Source organism: Acinetobacter towneri (genome assembly GCF_017498585.1).
Taxonomy (GTDB): Bacteria; Pseudomonadota; Gammaproteobacteria; order Pseudomonadales; family Moraxellaceae; genus Acinetobacter; species Acinetobacter towneri.
This window is the reverse complement of sequence record NZ_CP071766.1, coordinates 1,901,588-1,918,890: the sequence shown is the minus strand read 5'-3', so window position 1 is coordinate 1,918,890 and position 17,303 is coordinate 1,901,588. Positions and strand designations below refer to the sequence as shown.

Below are 17,303 nucleotides of genomic sequence, written 5' to 3'. Positions count from 1 at the left end.
GAATAACCAATTGTTTATTGTTCTATGAATTGATGCGGAATGACTTTGCTTTATTGGTGCAGAGTAAAGTAAAATTGCGCAACATTGCAGGCCGATTTAGGCTCGATTGTACGAGAAACCCAATGACCCATTTTATTTTCGTGACTGGTGGTGTAGTTTCATCACTAGGTAAAGGTATTTCAGCTGCTTCAGTTGCTGCACTTTTAGAAGCCCGTGGTTTAAAAGTAACCATGGTCAAAATGGATCCATACATTAATGTCGATCCAGGGACAATGAGTCCTTTCCAACATGGTGAAGTTTTTGTCACAGAGGATGGTGCCGAAACTGACTTAGATTTGGGTTATTACGAACGTTTCTTGCGTCGTGCGAAAATGACCAAGTTAAATAACTTTACATCTGGTCGCGTGTATCAAGACGTTCTAAACAAAGAGCGCCGTGGTGATTACTTGGGCGGTACTGTTCAGGTGATTCCACACATTACCGATAATATTAAAGAACGTGTACTTCGCGCTGGCGAAGGCTACGATGTCGCAATCGTAGAAATTGGCGGTACAGTAGGCGACATTGAATCTCTCCCATTCATGGAATCTGTACGTCAATTGATGGTGGAATTAGGGCATAAGCGTACTATGCTCATGCACTTAACTTTATTGCCATATATCAAATCTGCGGCAGAGTTAAAAACCAAGCCAACTCAACACTCAGTTAAAGAATTGTTATCTATCGGTATTCAGCCAGATATTCTCATCTGCCGTACTGAACATGATGTTGATGCTGACACTACCCGTAAAATTGCGTTATTTACCAACGTAGAAGCACGTGCGGTTGTGGTATGTAAAGATGCCAAAACCATCTACCAAATTCCGCGTACATTCTATGAACAAGACGTTGATGATTTAATTTGTGAGCGTTTTGGCTTCAATGATCTTCCAGAAGCAGATTTATCTGATTGGGATAACGTAGTTGATGCATTATTGAACCCTGAATACAGCGTTCGTGTGGCGATGGTGGGTAAATATGTTGAACTGCCAGATGCCTATAAATCTGTAAACGAAGCATTATTGCATGCGGGTATTCAAAACCGCGTCAAAGTTGAAATTGACTATGTCAATGCAGAAGACCTTGAAAGCCAAGACGTTAATACTGTACTTAAAGATGCCGATGCAATTTTAGTTCCGGGCGGCTTTGGTGAGCGCGGTACCGAAGGTAAAATGCAAGCCATCAAATATGCACGTGAAAACGGTGTCCCATTCTTGGGAATCTGTTTGGGTATGCAATTGGCTGTGATTGAATATGCACGTAATGTGGCAGGTATTGCCGATGCAAGTTCAACAGAGTTTAACCGTTCGACTAAGTCGCCACTTATTGGTTTGATTACTGAATGGTTAGATGAGCGCGGCGAAGTTCAACAGCGTTCTGTCGATTCTGACTTGGGCGGCACTATGCGTTTAGGTGCACAAAAATCTGAATTGGTTGAAGGTACCAAAACTCGTGAAGTGTATGGTTCTGCAGAAATTGTAGAGCGCCATCGCCATCGCTATGAAATGAATAACCGTTATATTCCTGTGCTTGAAGAAGCAGGTCTTAAAATTTCGGGTTATTCACCAATTCAGCACTTGGTTGAAACTGTTGAAATTCCGCAACATCCTTGGTTTATTGCGGTACAATTCCACCCAGAATTTACCAGCTCGCCACGTGATGGACATCCATTGTTTGCTGGCTTTATCGGTGCGGCAAAACAACAGCATCAAAAAACCAAATAAGATGGCTTTAGGGATAAACTAGGAAGTTGAAATGTCACAATTAAAACCACAAGAAATTGTACGTTTGGGTGATATACAAATGGCGAATCATTTGCCATTTGTATTGTTTGGCGGCATGAATGTACTTGAGTCTAAAGACCTTGCATTTGAAATTGCTGAAACTTATGTGGATATTTGCACACGCTTAAATATCCCGTATGTATTCAAAGCCAGTTTTGACAAAGCCAACCGTTCTAGCCTGAACTCATTTCGTGGTCCCGGTTTAGAAAAAGGTATTGAATGGCTTGCTGACATTAAAAAGCATTTTAATGTGCCAATTATTACCGATGTGCATGAGCCGTATCAGGCTGCGCCTGTGGCAGAAGTGGCAGATATTATTCAGCTTCCTGCGTTTTTAAGTCGCCAAACCGATTTGGTTGAAGCGATGGCAAAAACTCAAGCCATTATCAACATCAAAAAAGCACAATTCCTTGCGCCGCACGAAATGCGTCATATTTTGCATAAGTGTTTAGAAGCAGGGAATGACAAATTGATTCTTTGTGAGCGTGGTTCAGCATTTGGTTACAACAACTTGGTTGTCGATATGCTGGGCTTTGACATCATGAAAGAAATGAATGTACCTGTGTTCTTTGATGTAACCCATGCTTTGCAAACTCCGGGTGGTCGTGCAGATTCGGCAGGTGGTCGTCGTGCACAAATTACCACCTTGGCACGTGCAGGTATGGCAACTGGCTTGGCAGGTTTATTCCTAGAAGCACATCCTGAACCAGAGCAGGCAAAGTGTGATGGCCCATGTGCATTGCGTCTATCACAACTTGAGCCGTTCTTGGCACAGCTTAAAGAATTGGATACCTTGGTAAAAGGTTTCCAAAAGCTAGATACACACTAAATTAGATCCATATTAAATTATAGACTCATTGATGCCTAAAGCATCACGTTATTAATCAACTGAGGAATTGTTCATGAGCCAAATCGTTGACATTCGTGCACGTGAAATTTTGGACTCTCGTGGTAACCCAACCATCGAAGCAGACGTAATCTTAGCATCTGGCGTAGTTGGCCGTGCATGTGCACCATCAGGTGCTTCAACTGGTTCTCGTGAAGCTCTAGAACTTCGTGATGGCGATAAAGCACGTTACTTGGGTAAAGGCGTTAAAACTGCGGTAAATAACGTCAATACTTTAATTCGTGATGCTTTACTTGGTAAGTCTGTGTTTGAACAAAAAGACATCGACAACACCATGATTGCGCTTGATGGTACTGAAAACAAAGAAAAATTAGGTGCTAACGCAACTTTAGCCGTGTCTTTGGCTGCTGCGCGCGCTGCTGCTGATGAAAAGAAAATTCCTCTTTTCCAATACATCGCAGACCTTCGTAACAACAGCATTTTAACCATGCCTGTACCAATGATGAACATCTTAAATGGTGGTTCACACGCAGACAACAACGTTGATATTCAAGAGTTCATGATTGAGCCAGTGGGCTTTACTTCATTCTCTGAAGCATTACGTGCTGGTGCAGAAATTTTCCACTCATTAAAATCTGTATTGAATCAAAAAGGTTTAAACACAGCAGTGGGTGATGAAGGTGGTTTTGCGCCAAACTTACGTTCTAACGAAGAAGCAATCACAGTTATTCTTGAAGCTATTGAGAAGACTGGCTACAAAGCGGGTTCTGACATCATGTTGGCGCTTGACTGTGCATCTTCAGAATTCTACAAAAATGGTCAGTACATTCTTGCAGGTGAAGGCAACAAAGCATTCACAAGCAACCAATTCTCTGACTATTTAGCTGGTCTTGTAAATCAATATCCAATTATCTCAATTGAAGATGGTTTAGATGAGTCTGATTGGGGAGGTTGGTCTTACCTCACTTCGATCTTAGGTGACAAGATTCAATTGGTCGGTGATGACTTGTTCGTTACTAACCCGAAAATCTTACAACGCGGTATCGATGAAAAAGTAGGTAACTCAATCCTGATCAAGTACAACCAAATTGGTACTTTGACTGAAACGCTTGATGCAATTTACCTTGCGAAAGCCAATGGTTACACAACTGTTATTTCACACCGTTCAGGTGAAACTGAAGATTCTACAATTGCGGATCTTGCAGTAGGTACAGCAGCAGGTCAAATCAAGACTGGTTCACTGTGCCGTTCTGACCGTGTAGCAAAATATAACCAATTACTTCGTATTGAAGAATTGACGAATGCTGCATATCGCGGTAAAGCTGAGTTCAAAGGTTTGAACTAAGCGAAATCAGTAGATGTCATTATTAAATGTATTTGACTCCAAAGCGAGTAAAGCATTGTTGGGCCTTGCGATCTTTTTGATCGCAGGGTTGCAATATTTACACTGGTTTGGTGAAGGTGGTTATCGTGACCATGCTGCACTGACAGAAAAAATCCAACAACAAATAGAATTAAATACAGAGCTGAAGGAGCGCAATCGTGTACTTGCAGCAGAAGTTTATGATTTAAAAAATGGGGTAGAAGCCATTGAAGAGCATGCCCGTTTAGATTTAGGCTTAATTAAGCCACATGAAACCTTTGTGCAAATGAGCACCATCAGCACACAATATAAACCAATTTATATTCAACCGAATTCCACAGTAGATTTACGCACCAATGAATCACAACAACTTGCAGCAGCAACCGCCCCGACACCCTAAACTTTGGGCGGTTATTCCCGCAGCGGGTTCTGGTAGTCGTTTTTCTAGAACTGAACTTAAACAATATCAGTATATTCAAGATCAAACAGTCTTAGCGCACAGCATCGCACGTTTAAATCACTTGCCTTTAGCGGGTTATATTTTGGCGATTGGTCAAGCAGATGATGTAGCGCAAAACCTAAACTTGGCACAAAAAGAAAAAGCACATTTTTGCGTAGGTGGTGCAGAGCGAGTGGATTCAGTCTTAAATGCACTGCATTATTTATCTGAAATCGCCCATGCAGATGACTGGGTTTTGGTGCATGATGCAGCGCGTCCTTGTGTGACAGCTGCTTGCCTTGAACAGTTGTATCAGACTGCACTGGCAACAGATCAAAGTGCAATTTTGGCTATTCCAGTGCGTGATACTTTAAAAAAGGTAAGCCAAGGCACAAAAATTGAAACCACGGTAAGCCGTGACCAACTTTGGCAAGCGCAAACTCCGCAAATTGCTAAACTTGATGTGCTTAAAACAGCCATTGAATCTGCATTAAAACAGCAATTGACGATTACCGATGAGGCCAGTGCTTTAGAAGCAGCAGGGCAAATTGTAAATGTTGTGCACGGTCGTTCGGATAATATTAAAATCACCTATCCCGATGATTTAGAGCTGGCACGTTTAATTTTAGCCTCACAACAACATGGATGATAAAAATCTAGTGTAATTAACACCGCGTTAAACTTGAATCTTCAACGATTAAGCTTTAATGATTCACTCTGTGCCGCTTTGCTTCTATAATTGTCCATCCTGTCTATTTTAAATACCTTTGAGTCGCATGAATCCATCGCAGCAGTATCGTTTTTTACGTCACTCATTACGTGATGGTAGAAGCATTAAAAATGATTCCTCACGCTGGACTAAATTACATTTAGATCCATGGTTGCTGTGTTTTCTGATTTTAAATGCGATTCTGGGTTTAATGGTGGTATATAGTGCCACCGCGCAAGATATGGGGATGGTGCTGCGTCAAGCAACCAGTTTTGGCATTGGTTTTATCGCCATGATTATTTTGGCGCAAATTCCGCCTAAGGTATATCAAGCTGCCAGTCCATATTTTTATATCTTTGCAGTCATCATGCTGGCTTTGGTTTTGGTCATTGGTGAAACCCGTATGGGGGCAAAACGCTGGATCAGCTTGCCGGGTATTGGCAGTATGCAACCCAGTGAATTTATGAAATTTGCCATGCCATTGATGATGGCGTGGTATTTTTCGCGTCGTGCTTTCCCGCCTAAATTGATCCATATCATTGTCGCTTTAGTGATTATGATGATTCCTTTTGTCTTGGTGGCATTGCAACCCGATTTAAACATTGGTTTGATTATTCCCGGTGTCTTTGCGCTATTTTTAAGTGGCATGTCATGGCGATTAATCTTAGGAGCAATCACTGCATTGGCGCTCGCAGCACCGTTGCTTTGGATGTTCTTTTTGCAGGAATACCAAAAGAAAAGGGTACTCACCTTATTTGACCCAGAGTCGGACGCCTTGGGGGCAGGCTGGAATATTATTCAATCCAAAATTGCCATTGGGTCAGGCGGTTTTACAGGTAAAGGTTATTTAGAGGGAACACAATCGCATTTGGGTTATCTGCCTGAACATCATACTGACTTTATTATGTCGACCTATGCCGAAGAGTTTGGTTTTATTGGCGTGTTTTTACTGTTCAGTTTGTTTGCCGCGATTATTTTACGTTGTTTGATGATTGGGATGAATTGTTTCCATAATTTCGGGCGTTTGTATGCAGGCACGGTTGGTCTTACTTTCTTTTTCTTTGTATTTCTAAACTCAGGGATGGTGAGTGGTATTTTACCTGTAACGGGTGATCCATTGCCGCTGATGAGTTATGGTGGAACGGCAGTCATTTCCATGTTGGCGAGCATGGGGATTGTGATGTCTATTCATACCCATCGTTAATTCAGAATCCATGTGAAAGGTGATGTGGGTGCAAGTTGCTATCATCATCTTTTTCACATTTTGTGGCTCTAAAATAGCCTAAGCAAAACAGGATAAGCACAAAAAAAATCTCTATAATATCCAATAAATTTACTTTATTTATTAAGCAATAATTTAAAAAGAACAGCATAACAGTAACACAGAGCACCCCATGACCCATTTAATTTTTATTGCACTTTTCCCTTTGATTGCCTTAATTGCAATGGGTTATCTGCTTAAGCAATCACGTATGTTGGATGAGCCATTTTGGAAGGGTGCAGAAAAGTTAAATTACTATATTTTGTTTCCTAGCATGTTGTTTTTAAACCTCGCTACAGCAAACATTGAAGCGAAATCAATCGCACAGATTTTGTCGGTCGTAGGGATTATTGTGGCTTTAGTAAGTTGTCTGTTATATGCCTTGCGCGGCTATTTCAAAACACCCGCAGTCCGTTTTGGGGTGTATATGCAAAGCATGGTACGTTTCAATACGTATATCGGTTTGGCTTTGGTCGCAGCATTGTTTCAGGTGCAGGGCATGGCGCTGTTTGCGATTATTTTGGTGTTCTGCATTCCATTGGTGAATGTTTTATCTGTGCTGGCTTTAAGCGATACTAAGACTTTACAGGCAAAGCAAATCCTATGGTCATTAATGAAAAATCCATTAATTTTAGGGTGTATTGTTGGCGGTCTATTTAATTTATCAGGTTTGAGCTTGTGGGAAGGTGCAGCGCATTTTATTCGTCAAATAGCGTTATGCAGTTTGCCTTTGGGATTAATGTGTGTGGGCGCAGCATTACAATTTAATGGCTTGCAACGAAATGTATTCGCATTGGCATTGAATGTGTTTGGGCGTTTGTTGTTTATGCCTGCTTTGGCTTGGCTAATTTGTCAGAGCTTAAATGTTCCAGTGTTGGAGTCGCAAATTTTAGTCTTGTTTTTTGCTTTACCTACTGCATCGGCAGCTTATGTACTTACACAAGTTTTAGGGGGAGATAGTCGTTTAATGGCTTCAATTATTAGCTTGCAAACCGTATTCGCCGCATTAACTTTGCCAATTGTGTTGTGGTTGCTCATTTAATCTGTCTAATACAATCTATTGTTCAGCATTAATCGTATAAACGATAGATGCCCGCAAAGCGTTCACAACCTTTTTGTTTGGTTTGAATTTTTAAGATTGCTTTAGAATAATTAAACTCATAACTGCAATCGTGCTCATTGTCGATGATTTTGTTTTTTTGATCAGGTGTTGTATAAGCTAAAAAGGCAATACTTTGGCTTTCAAGGCGGTTATTTGGATTGCGATAAGCAATACCTTCAATTTTAATGCTGTTTTTATTGAGTTGATGAATTTGTAAATGTACGGGTTGTGCAGCAAATTGACCATTTTCATATTTTAAATAATGTTGAGTCATGCTTTGATTCATTGAAGTGAAAAAATTCAGTTGATCAATTCTAAAATCAAATTGCTGAGTATAACAATTTAAGCTTTTGCATTGCTGTAAGCGTTGGATCCACAATTGCTGAGTATCTGCTAACAAGCGAATAGGCGCATCACTCATCAAATAAGCTGTTAAATGTTGATCACTTAATTTTTCACGCAATTCTGAGAAATTTTCTGTGCACACCTGCGCCAACTTTTTATTGGGTGTAGATCTACAATCAATCCCTTGTGCATAAGAGAAAGATGAATATAAACAGCCAAATAACAGCAGTGTACTTAAGTTTTTGATAAGATGAATCTCAGATTTCAACAGCATGATCGCTTATACTTTCACTATGTTGCGCTAGGTCTAATATAGCGAAATCGAAAGTATGAATACAAGATTTCAATGATTTATTTCTACAGGAGTTGAACATGGTTGCACAGATTCGTATTGGACAAGGATTAGATGTTCATGCCTTTGAAGCGGGAGATTTTGTGACGCTTGCAGGTGTTCAAATTCCTCATACACAAGGTTTAAAAGCACACTCAGATGGTGATGTAGTGCTGCATGCACTATGCGATGCATTATTAGGTGCTTTGGCGCTGGGGGATATTGGGCAGCATTTTCCAGATACCGATCCAAATTATAAAGGTGCAGATAGTCGGGTATTGCTTAAACAGGTTTATCAACTCATTTTAGACCGTGGCTATAAACTGAATAACGCCGATATTACTGTGGCGTGCGAACGTCCTAAACTTGCACCGCATACGCTAGAAATGCGCCAAAGTGTCGCTGATGTATTGGATGTAGAGGTCACACAAATCAGTATCAAAGCGACAACCACTGAAAAATTAGGTTTTACTGGGCGTCAGGAAGGTATTTTAGCAACAGCGATTGTATTGATTTCTCATACAAAATAATCGCGTTAGAATTTTATCTATACAATCTGCTGAATTAAGAAAGTTCAGCAGATTCTAAAGCTTGTTGTAAATCTTGCGTGGCTTTACGACCTTGTAATTGCAAAGAAACGGCGTGAATTAAGCCTGTCCAAGTTTCATTGGGTTTCCAGATATCATGTAAAAAGTCTTGAGCCGTTGCAATATCCACATCCATAAAATATTGACGATACAAATACATTAAACTACTGACGTGGTTGTTATTGCTGCAATGTACCCACACCATTTGGCTTTCTAATAAATGATTGACCAAATCGAGCAATAATAAACATTGATCAGAGGATGGTGTTTCCCATGAAATTGGCAGTTGAATATAGTTTAGTCCAACATCCAGACAAATTTTGTCTTCATGGGGAAGGGCGTGTTCCGCATCACTTTCAGCCAAATTAATGACAGTGCCAATACCATATTCTTTAATTTGTTTTAATTCTTCAGCCGTAGGCTGACCTGAAGAAAACAAACGCTCATGAATGAACTGGAAATTTTTAATTTGGCTAAGTTGGGTTTCAATGTCATTCATGCGCGCAGAATTTCCTATGCTACAAATAGAAACGCCATCATGAAGATGGCGTTTTTAAATCTTAACGATTCACTAAAACGTCTTTTAATGCTTCATGCATTTCAAGCAATGCTTTTTCAGTGGTATCCCAGTCGATACAACCGTCAGTCACAGACTTACCATACTCTAAATCGCATAAGTTTTCAGGAATATCTTGACGACCACCTTTCAGGTGACTTTCGACCATAATCCCAACAATAGACTTATTGCCATCTAAAATTTGCTCAGTGATATTTTTTAATACCAATGGCTGTAAGAATGGGTCTTTGTTTGAGTTAGCATGGCTGGTGTCAATCATGATTTTGGTGCTGACTTTGGCTTTGTTTAATGCATTTTCAGCATCTGCAACAGAGCCTGCATCGTAGTTAGGCTTGCCATTACCACCACGTAAAACCACGTGTGCATACGGGTTGCCGCTAGTACGAATTACTGAAACCTGACCTTGATCATTAAGACCCAAGAAGCTGTGACCGTGTTTTACCGACTGCATGGCATTGGTAGCAACTGTTAAGCCGCCATCTGTACCATTTTTAAAGCCGACTGGAGAAGAAAGACCAGATGACATTTCACGGTGCGTTTGGCTTTCTGTAGTGCGTGCACCAATTGCAGACCAAGAAATTAAATCTTGATAATACTGCGGAGAGTTTGGATCAAGTGCTTCAGTCGCACATGGCAAACCTTTTTCATTTAACTCAAGTAAAAGTTTACGACCAAGACGCAAGCCTTTTTCAATGTTAAAAGAGTCATTCATGTCTGGATCGTTAATTAAGCCTTTCCAGCCCACTGTAGTACGTGGTTTTTCAAAATAAACACGCATCACAATATAAAGAGAATCTTTTACTTTTTCGCTTAATACTTTTAAACGATCTGCATATTCATGTGCAGCAGCAGGGTCATGAATAGAACATGGACCAATCACCACAAATAGACGCTTGTCTTTACCATCTAAAATATTGCGGATTGTTTCACGACCACGAAGAACGGTTTGATAAGCATTTTCAGTCAAAGGTAACTCAGTTTTTAATTCTGCAGGAGTCACGAGTGGCTGAATACTTTCAATATTCACGTCATCGATGTCTGATTGTGTAAGAGGATTAGACTGTAAAGTATTCATTGCCGTCACTGGTTTGATCATACAAAAGATTGTTTAATAGTCTGAATATAACATGAATTTCACTGTATTTTGTTATAAAAAGATGAATACTTCTTTAAAAAATAAGTGATGAATCGGGTAGATAAATTAAACGGTCTGTTTTAGCAAAATCCTGTCAGATAAAGCATTCATTATTGGCTGGCTTGTGCCTCAGAAACTGCTGTTGCAGTTTCTGGTGTGCTGATAGGTTTTGATTTCACAGGATTGACCATAAAGTTAATCCCGATAATAAATAAGGTAATACCTAAAACTTTACGAATCACTTTTTCAGGTAAACGTGAACTGACTAAAGTTCCCACCACAATTGCAGGAATCGAGCCAACCAACAACCAAACCAATAGGTGAAAGTCGACATTGCCTGAACTCATGTGACCTAAGCCTGCAACTAGGGTAAGTAAGACGGCATGCACGACATCTGAACCGATAATACGAATCATCGGTAGATTCGGGAACATCAGCACCAATGCCATGATGCCAAAAGCACCTGCACCCACTGAAGAAAGTGTGACAAATACACCCAGTACAACTCCCATAATTACAATGAGGGCACGCTTATCTGCAGCCTGTAGTTTGACCTTTTCAAGGTCTTGGGTCATATCGGGCAATTCTTGTTTATGGTATTTATTAAAAAACGTTTCAATTTGACTGCGAAACACAATTGAGATGCCAGTTAAGGTCAACATAAAGCCCAGTACCACGGTCAGTACCATTTTGTAATGGGTAGATTGGCTTAAATAATTCTCTAAAACCCAGTGGGTCGCAAATGAAGCAGGGATACTGCCCACCGCAAGCCAAATGACAATGGGCCATACAATATTCATTTTTTTGGCATGAACCAATGAGCCGCAGAATTTTGAAATGGCGGCATAAAGTAGGTCTGTTCCAATTGCGATATGCGGTTCAATTTTAAACAAGCTGATCAGAATGGGAGTCATCAGTGAACCGCCACCTACGCCAGTCACACCCACGCAGAAGCCGACCAATACACCTGCCAAAATAAACTCTAAAGGACCAACCATGAAGATATGCCGAAGTCAAAAATCGTGAATATATTATGACTTTTGGCAATAAGCTGTTGTCTTGATTAATGATTTACTTATTCTTAAAACAGATATAGTCAATGTGGAAAATCAGTGCAAAAGATCGCAGATTCAAGCCACGGCTTACTTTCTGTTTCTTACAAAATACAGTGGCTATGCTAAAATGCGAAAATTCATATCCATTAAAATTTAGAGGACAAAACGCTTGCAAAATCGGAAACTTAAAATAGGTATCGTTGTGGGAGAAGTATCGGGTGATACTTTAGGGGCACAACTCATGCGACGTTTTCGTGAGCAAGGCATTGATGCAGAGTTTGAAGGCATTGGTGGCCCACAAATGATTGCGGAAGGTTTTAAAAGTTATTATCCGATGGATATTTTATCGGTAATGGGCATTGTTGAAGTGCTGAAAGATTTGAAAAAACTCTTTGCAGTACGGGATGGTTTGGTCGAAAAGTGGACTCAACATCCCGTCGATGTCTTTGTCGGAGTTGATGCGCCTGATTTTAATTTACGTCTTGCCAAAAGTTTAAAACAGAAAAACTTGCCGATTAAAACCGTGCAATATGTCAGTCCTTCGGTATGGGCATGGCGACAAGGTCGGGTACATGGCATTAAAGCCAGTATAGATTTGGTACTGTGTTTATTTCCGTTTGAAAAAGCCTTTTTTAAAAAATGGGATGTGCCTGCAGCCTTTGTCGGACATCCTTTGGCGAGTCAGTTGCCGTTGGAAAATCCAATTGCTGCAGCAAAACAAGAATTGGGTTTAGACCAACAGCAACAACATATTGCGTTATTGCCTGGTAGCCGACGTGGTGAAATTGAGCGTTTAGGGCCGTTAGTTTTAGATGCGGCTTATATTTTGACGCAAAAATATCCGCAGTTTAAGTTTTTAATTCCTGCAATTAATGATGCACGTAAACAACAAATTGAAGCGTTACTGCAGTCTTATCCGAGTGCATTACAAGACAAAGTGCAATTGATGGAAAATCGTGGCACAGAATCCAAAATTGGTCGTCAGGTAATGAATGCGTCCGATATGATTGCACTGGCTTCAGGCACGGCGACGTTAGAAGCGATGCTATTACATCGTCCAATGGTTACGTTTTATAAGCTCAATCGCATTACGTACTGGATTGCGAAACTGTTGGTGAAAATTCCTTATTATTCATTGCCAAATATTATTGCAGGTAAAAAGGTGATTCAGGAATTAATTCAGGATGATGCAACACCAGAGCGTTTGGCAGCAGAAATTGAAAAGTTAATTTATATCGAAACTGCACAAATTCAAGTGATGCAACATATCACTATGCATAAGCAATTATTGTCCGATAACAGCGAAGACCCTGCACAAGCAATTTTGGCGATTTTAGATCGTTAAACTGTTCATTTCGTGATTGCATTGTTGTTTTGAAACTGCTGCCGATACTGGCTAGGTGTTAGCTCGAATTGCTTTTTAAAAGTTTGGCTAAAGGCGGTTTCGGAAGAATAACCGACACGATGGGCAATTTGTTGAATCGACAATTGTCCTTGCTGTAAATAATGCGATGCCAAGCGTAGCCGATGTTGTTGTAAGTATGCCAAAGGCGGCTCACCAATCACCTGATTAAACAAATTGGCAAATTTAGAACGTGACATGCAACATTGTTCTGCCAAACTTTCTACCGTCCATGCTTTTTCGGGTTGACCATGAATAGCTGCGGGCGCATTGGAAAGTTCAGGATGTGCCAAAGCGCCGAGCCAGTTATTTGAGTCATCAAGCTGAAAAATATAATCACGCACACATTCAATCAGTAAAATACTGACCAAGTGATCTAATATTTTATCCCGTCCCGGTCGGATTTGATGACTTTCCACCGCTAAAAATTGCAAGCCAATTTGTAACCACTCGGGCGCTGTGCTGCACATGATATGCGGAATATGCAGATATTCGGGTAGGGCACTTAAAAGCGGTTTTGCCATGGTGGTGTCCATGTGGCATTGAATCACCAAAATAAATGCGTCTTCAGCTTGTGTGTGATTTATCGTGCCAAAATTTATTGACTGCTGTGACTGAATTTGAAATAAATCCGAAATATCAAAGTGTTCTGTCCAGTGAGTGTCTGCAGTTGCACTTGCGTAATGACTGCAACCCGATGGAATCAGGACAATATCACCTGCATCAATGTGAAGGTGTGTCTGTGCAGATAAATGGATATGCAGCGAGCCTTGTAGTACTACATAAGCCAGCATTGCCCCTTGGTCACGATATTGAAATGACCAATCTCCTTGAGGATTTAAATAGATATATTCTGATTGGTGCAGATGTATATCATCAAAAATTTTACTTAAAGCATCCATATTTTAAGCATAAATCATTATAAAAAATAAACCTGTGATTTCAAGACAATATAGCGCATTTTTGCGCCAAAGACTTTTGCATAGCTTTTTTGGACGTCTGCAACTGTTCATTCTCGTGTCTTTCCTCAAATATATAGGTAGAACAGCGTAGAAGGAAGAAAATAAGATGAACGCACCACTTCATTTGCTTAAAGAGATGGAACAGGATGTTCCTTATAAAAGCGCGGCTCAACTCGATAAAAAGCGTTATTTATGGTTGATCAGCCCATTTTTACCTGTATTGGGGATGGGGATTTTGGCGGGTTATCAATTCGCTCCGAAGCCTGCGAAAAAAGTTTTTGCTCTAGGTGGCCCTTTATTATTGCATGTGATTATTCCAACAATTGATACTTTAATTGGTCAAGATGCCAATAACCCAAGCAATGAAGATGTGAAACGACTTGAGGAAGATCGGTATTATTCGCGTTTGGTGAAAAGTTTTATTCCTTTGCAATATGCCGCCAATATTTATGCAGCTTATTTGGTTGGACGGCCACAAACCTCGTTAGTCGATAAAATTTTTCTGGGTATTTCCATGGGGATGGTGAATGGTATTGCTGTCAATACTGCGCATGAACTCAGCCATAAATCTTCAAAAATAGATCACTTACTGTCACATTTGGCTTTAGCACCAACAGGATATAACCATTTTCGGGTTGAGCATCCGTATGGGCATCATAAACGTGCTGCGACACCTGAAGACCCTGCATCTTCACGTATGGGAGAAACATTTTATGAGTTTTGGCCCCGCACGGTAAAAGGTTCGTTTAAGTCTGCACTGCAAATTGAAACTCAGCGTTTAAAACGTAAAGGCAAAAGTTTTTGGTCGAAAGACAATGAATTATTACAAGGCTGGGGCATGAGTGCGGCATTTCATGCTGCATTGTTGGCGCGTTTTGGTACTGGGATCATTCCGTATTTGGCGACACAGGCTTTTTATGGCATTAGCCTGTTTGAAATAATTAATTATATAGAACATTATGGCTTGCTTAGACAAAAAGATGCGCATGGCAAATATGAGCGCACTATGCCTGAACACAGCTGGAATAATAACAATATTGTGACCAATTTGTTTTTGTATCAATTACAACGTCATTCCGATCATCATGCTTATCCAACCCGACCATTTCAGGCTTTGCGACATTTTGATGAAGCGCCTGAATTACCAAGCGGTTATGCCAGCATGTTGCTGCCTGCCATGATTCCACCTTTGTGGTTTAAAATTATGGATAAACGTGTATTTGAACATTATCAAGGCAATTTAAACAAAGCCAATATTCAGCCTAAACGCCGTGCACGAATTTTTAAGAAATTTGGTGTGGTGGATAATTGATTGAATTATTAAGATTATTTTTTAATATTCATTTTGATATTTCTTTTGTATATATCTTTCAAAGGAAAGATTGAGATGTATACCAGATGTCTATTTTCACTCATCTTACTATGAATTGACTTCATCTCATTTTGGCGCATAATAAAGTTATATATTTATATAATATTGAGGTGGGTATGATTCATACAAACTTGAGAAAAGTAGGTGGTTCGGTCATGCTTGCCGTACCGCCTACATTATTAAAAAGTTTAGGTTTAGATGCGGGAAAGGAAGTTTCTCTGAGCATTGTGAATGGTAAGTTAGTGGTCGAACCTAAAGCGAAGCCATCTTATAAATTGGCTGACTTGCTGCAAGAGCATCAAGCTTTAGCATTAGAGCAAGATGCGTGGCATGATGTAAAAGCAGTTGGGCGAGAAGAAATCTAATGAATCAAGGCGATATTTATTTGATTTCATTAGATCCAACACTTGGACATGAACAACAAGGTAAGCGACCTGTATTTGTTATTTCACCTAAGTCATTTAATCTTATTACTAAAATGCCGATTGTTTTGCCTATTACTTCTGGTGGAAACTTTGCACGAAATATGGGTTTCGCTGTAGAGCTTATTGGTGGGAAAACTACAGGTATTGTGCGTTGTGATCAATCTAGAGCTTTAGATTTTGAAGCTAGACACGCGCGGTTTTTAGAATCCTCGCACGCAGATGTTTTGGATGAGGTTTTAGCAAGATATATCGCAATTTTTTCACCTGAAGATTAATTTATATAGAAAAAGACAGAAATTTATAGCAATATTTCTATGAAAATCTGTCTTTTATCTTACTTTACTATATGCCTTAAATCATAAAATCACTTGAGCTCACTCGAACTTTTACCTAATTCACGACGGGCAATAATCAATAGCTGAATCTGTTGCGTACCTTCAAAAATATCTAAAATTTTCGAATCACGTGCCCATTTTTCCAATAACTCATCTTCGTTATAACCCACCGATGCAGCTAACTCGACACACCTGAGCGTGATTTCATTACACACGCGACCAGCTTTGGCTTTGGAAATAGAAGCTTCGCGTGAGTTAGGCTGTTTATTGTCTGCCATCCATGCTGCTTTGAGCATCAATAAACGTGCGGCTTCCCATTCTGCTTCCATCCGATAAGTCTGTGCTGCGATATGTGAACACTGTAAATAGGGCGTGGCATAATTTGCATCTAATTGGTCTTTAAAAATTTCCTTAATCCGCTCTAAAGCGGCTTTGGCACAACCAACGGCCATAGCTGCCACCAAAGGGCGAGTGTTATCAAAGGTTTCCATCACACCTGCAAACCCTTTGGCAACATCAATTTCTGTATTGCCTAAAAGGTTGCTCGCAGGAACACGGCAATTTTCAAATCGAATTGTTGCTGTGTCCGAGGCTTTAATCCCTAATTTATATTCTAAGCGTTCCACGGTCATGCCAGGTGTGCCCTTAGTCACAACAAAGGATTTGATCGCAGCACGTCCCAGTTTTTTGTCTAAGGTTGCCCACATAACAACGGCATCGGCGCGGTCACCAGAGGTCACAAAAATCTTTTCACCATTTAAAATATATTCATTGTCTACTTTGGTGGCAGTGGTACGAATAGCCGCAGAGTCAGAACCACAGTTGGGTTCGGTAATTGCCATGGCTGCCCAAACACCATTAAAGCGTTGTAATTGTTCTTCATTGGCCACCGCAGCAATCGCAGAATTACCTAAACCTTGGCGTGGCATACTGAGTAATAAACCTGTATCGCCATAACACATTTCGACAATACTCAGTGCGGTAGACATATTTACGCCATTTTTGTTACCTGTAGATGTGTCACCACGTTTGTTGACTGCTGCACCTGCATTCATGCCATCGCCCGCTTGGTTCATACCATCAACTAAGGCGGCAAGCATGTCTAATTCTTTCGGGTAGGCGTGTTCGGCTTTATCATATTTCCTTGAAATGGGACGTAATACATTTAAAGCAACTTCATGTGCCTGATCGACCAACATTTTGAATTTTTTTGGATTTTGTAAATTCATGGAT

18 protein-coding genes are annotated in these 17,303 nt (G+C 40.3%); 12 read left to right on the top strand and 6 right to left on the bottom strand.

The genetic code is table 11. From position 1 onward, the window contains the following. Positions 1-122: 122 nt before the first annotated feature. The 7 genes from J4G44_RS09330 to J4G44_RS09300 all read left to right on the top strand — a co-directional run bounded on the left by J4G44_RS09330 (position 123) and on the right by J4G44_RS09300 (position 7,484). Entirely contained in the window at positions 123-1,763 is a 1,641-nt protein-coding gene (locus tag J4G44_RS09330; protein WP_004973343.1) for a CTP synthase, read from the top strand. 31 nt (positions 1,764-1,794) lie between these two features. Beyond that, entirely contained in the window at positions 1,795-2,652 is an 858-nt protein-coding gene (gene kdsA / locus J4G44_RS09325; protein ID WP_004973345.1) for a 3-deoxy-8-phosphooctulonate synthase, read from the top strand. A gap of 73 nt (positions 2,653-2,725) precedes the next feature. Further along, positions 2,726-4,015 carry a phosphopyruvate hydratase gene (eno, locus tag J4G44_RS09320; RefSeq protein WP_180051727.1) on the top strand — a complete coding sequence of 430 codons (1,290 nt, stop codon included), beginning with the start codon at positions 2,726-2,728 and terminating at the stop codon, positions 4,013-4,015. Positions 4,016-4,028: 13 nt separating this feature from the next. After that, positions 4,029-4,433: a septum formation initiator family protein gene (locus tag J4G44_RS09315; protein WP_154320711.1), complete on the top strand. Its 405-nt coding sequence runs from the start codon at positions 4,029-4,031 to the stop codon at positions 4,431-4,433. Then, positions 4,390-5,121, top strand: a complete 732-nt coding sequence (gene ispD / locus J4G44_RS09310; protein WP_207973588.1) for a 2-C-methyl-D-erythritol 4-phosphate cytidylyltransferase — start codon at positions 4,390-4,392, stop codon at positions 5,119-5,121. The genes J4G44_RS09315 and ispD overlap by 44 nt, the downstream gene beginning before the upstream one ends. 127 nt (positions 5,122-5,248) lie before the next feature. Beyond that, the gene (rodA, locus tag J4G44_RS09305) at positions 5,249-6,385 is read left to right on the top strand and encodes a rod shape-determining protein RodA (protein WP_154320713.1); all 1,137 of its coding nucleotides are present in this window, start codon (positions 5,249-5,251) and stop codon (positions 6,383-6,385) included. 190 nt (positions 6,386-6,575) lie between these two features. Next, positions 6,576-7,484, top strand: coding sequence for an AEC family transporter (locus tag J4G44_RS09300; protein ID WP_207973587.1), 909 nt, complete (start codon positions 6,576-6,578; stop codon positions 7,482-7,484). A 28-nt stretch (positions 7,485-7,512) separates the two neighbouring features. Here J4G44_RS09300 and J4G44_RS09295 read toward each other — a convergent pair whose 3' ends face one another. After that, positions 7,513-8,163, bottom strand: coding sequence for an A1S_1983 family putative colistin resistance protein (locus tag J4G44_RS09295; protein WP_207973586.1), 651 nt, complete (start codon positions 8,161-8,163; stop codon positions 7,513-7,515). A 98-nt stretch (positions 8,164-8,261) separates the two neighbouring features. On the opposite strand from J4G44_RS09295, the gene ispF reads away from it, so the two are divergent. Continuing rightward, positions 8,262-8,750 (top strand): 2-C-methyl-D-erythritol 2,4-cyclodiphosphate synthase, encoded by a 489-nt coding sequence (gene ispF / locus J4G44_RS09290; RefSeq protein ID WP_004973369.1) that lies wholly within the window; start codon positions 8,262-8,264, stop codon positions 8,748-8,750. A 34-nt stretch (positions 8,751-8,784) separates the two neighbouring features. Here the strand turns inward: ispF and J4G44_RS09285 are convergent, their stop codons facing one another. From J4G44_RS09285 to J4G44_RS09275, 3 genes are all read right to left on the bottom strand, one after another. Beyond that, positions 8,785-9,306, bottom strand: coding sequence for a protein tyrosine phosphatase family protein (locus tag J4G44_RS09285; protein WP_004973370.1), 522 nt, complete (start codon positions 9,304-9,306; stop codon positions 8,785-8,787). A 61-nt stretch (positions 9,307-9,367) separates the two neighbouring features. Then, a complete protein-coding gene (locus J4G44_RS09280) occupies positions 9,368-10,459 on the bottom strand; it encodes a 3-deoxy-7-phosphoheptulonate synthase (protein WP_042068745.1) in 1,092 nt (363 codons plus the stop codon). 170 nt (positions 10,460-10,629) lie between these two features. Beyond that, positions 10,630-11,517, bottom strand: a complete 888-nt coding sequence (locus J4G44_RS09275) for a sulfite exporter TauE/SafE family protein (RefSeq protein WP_004973373.1) — start codon at positions 11,515-11,517, stop codon at positions 10,630-10,632. Positions 11,518-11,743: 226 nt separating this feature from the next. Between J4G44_RS09275 and lpxB the strand changes: the two genes are divergently transcribed. Then, complete coding sequence (gene lpxB, locus J4G44_RS09270) at positions 11,744-12,919, top strand: lipid-A-disaccharide synthase (RefSeq protein ID WP_004973375.1); 1,176 nt, start codon at positions 11,744-11,746, stop codon at positions 12,917-12,919. Positions 12,920-12,924: 5 nt separating this feature from the next. Here lpxB and J4G44_RS09265 read toward each other — a convergent pair whose 3' ends face one another. After that, positions 12,925-13,878: an AraC family transcriptional regulator gene (locus J4G44_RS09265; RefSeq protein ID WP_179990757.1), complete on the bottom strand. Its 954-nt coding sequence runs from the start codon at positions 13,876-13,878 to the stop codon at positions 12,925-12,927. 166 nt (positions 13,879-14,044) lie between these two features. Between J4G44_RS09265 and J4G44_RS09260 the strand changes: the two genes are divergently transcribed. From J4G44_RS09260 to J4G44_RS09250, 3 genes are all read left to right on the top strand, one after another. Then, positions 14,045-15,250 (top strand): alkane 1-monooxygenase, encoded by a 1,206-nt coding sequence (locus J4G44_RS09260; protein WP_004973378.1) that lies wholly within the window; start codon positions 14,045-14,047, stop codon positions 15,248-15,250. Between the two features lie 176 nt (positions 15,251-15,426). Continuing rightward, on the top strand, positions 15,427-15,675 hold the full coding sequence (locus J4G44_RS09255) for an AbrB/MazE/SpoVT family DNA-binding domain-containing protein (protein ID WP_004973383.1): 249 nt from the start codon (positions 15,427-15,429) through the stop codon (positions 15,673-15,675). Beyond that, a complete protein-coding gene (locus J4G44_RS09250; protein ID WP_096900853.1) occupies positions 15,675-16,010 on the top strand; it encodes a type II toxin-antitoxin system PemK/MazF family toxin in 336 nt (111 codons plus the stop codon). Before J4G44_RS09255 ends, J4G44_RS09250 begins: the two co-directional genes overlap by 1 nt. Positions 16,011-16,099: 89 nt before the next feature. Here J4G44_RS09250 and J4G44_RS09245 read toward each other — a convergent pair whose 3' ends face one another. Beyond that, positions 16,100-17,299, bottom strand: a complete 1,200-nt coding sequence (locus J4G44_RS09245) for an acyl-CoA dehydrogenase family protein (RefSeq protein WP_207973585.1) — start codon at positions 17,297-17,299, stop codon at positions 16,100-16,102. Positions 17,300-17,303: the final 4 nt, after the last annotated feature.

What these genes read in the sequence shown, in the direction of transcription:
- J4G44_RS09285 (WP_004973370.1), bottom strand. Translation starts at nt 9,306, where the DNA reads ATGAATGACATTGAAACCCAACTTAGCCAAATTAAAAATTTCCAGTTC.
- rodA (WP_154320713.1), top strand. Translation starts at nt 5,249, where the DNA reads ATGAATCCATCGCAGCAGTATCGTTTTTTACGTCACTCATTACGTGAT.
- J4G44_RS09260 (WP_004973378.1), top strand. Translation starts at nt 14,045, where the DNA reads ATGAACGCACCACTTCATTTGCTTAAAGAGATGGAACAGGATGTTCCT.
- J4G44_RS09330 (WP_004973343.1), top strand. Translation starts at nt 123, where the DNA reads ATGACCCATTTTATTTTCGTGACTGGTGGTGTAGTTTCATCACTAGGT.
- J4G44_RS09280 (WP_042068745.1), bottom strand. Translation starts at nt 10,459, where the DNA reads ATGAATACTTTACAGTCTAATCCTCTTACACAATCAGACATCGATGAC.
- eno (WP_180051727.1), top strand. Translation starts at nt 2,726, where the DNA reads ATGAGCCAAATCGTTGACATTCGTGCACGTGAAATTTTGGACTCTCGT.
- J4G44_RS09295 (WP_207973586.1), bottom strand. Translation starts at nt 8,163, where the DNA reads ATGCTGTTGAAATCTGAGATTCATCTTATCAAAAACTTAAGTACACTG.
- ispF (WP_004973369.1), top strand. Translation starts at nt 8,262, where the DNA reads ATGGTTGCACAGATTCGTATTGGACAAGGATTAGATGTTCATGCCTTT.
- J4G44_RS09255 (WP_004973383.1), top strand. Translation starts at nt 15,427, where the DNA reads ATGATTCATACAAACTTGAGAAAAGTAGGTGGTTCGGTCATGCTTGCC.
- J4G44_RS09265 (WP_179990757.1), bottom strand. Translation starts at nt 13,878, where the DNA reads ATGGATGCTTTAAGTAAAATTTTTGATGATATACATCTGCACCAATCA.
- J4G44_RS09315 (WP_154320711.1), top strand. Translation starts at nt 4,029, where the DNA reads ATGTCATTATTAAATGTATTTGACTCCAAAGCGAGTAAAGCATTGTTG.
- J4G44_RS09300 (WP_207973587.1), top strand. Translation starts at nt 6,576, where the DNA reads ATGACCCATTTAATTTTTATTGCACTTTTCCCTTTGATTGCCTTAATT.
- kdsA (WP_004973345.1), top strand. Translation starts at nt 1,795, where the DNA reads ATGTCACAATTAAAACCACAAGAAATTGTACGTTTGGGTGATATACAA.
- J4G44_RS09275 (WP_004973373.1), bottom strand. Translation starts at nt 11,517, where the DNA reads ATGGTTGGTCCTTTAGAGTTTATTTTGGCAGGTGTATTGGTCGGCTTC.
- ispD (WP_207973588.1), top strand. Translation starts at nt 4,390, where the DNA reads ATGAATCACAACAACTTGCAGCAGCAACCGCCCCGACACCCTAAACTT.
- J4G44_RS09250 (WP_096900853.1), top strand. Translation starts at nt 15,675, where the DNA reads ATGAATCAAGGCGATATTTATTTGATTTCATTAGATCCAACACTTGGA.
- J4G44_RS09245 (WP_207973585.1), bottom strand. Translation starts at nt 17,299, where the DNA reads ATGAATTTACAAAATCCAAAAAAATTCAAAATGTTGGTCGATCAGGCA.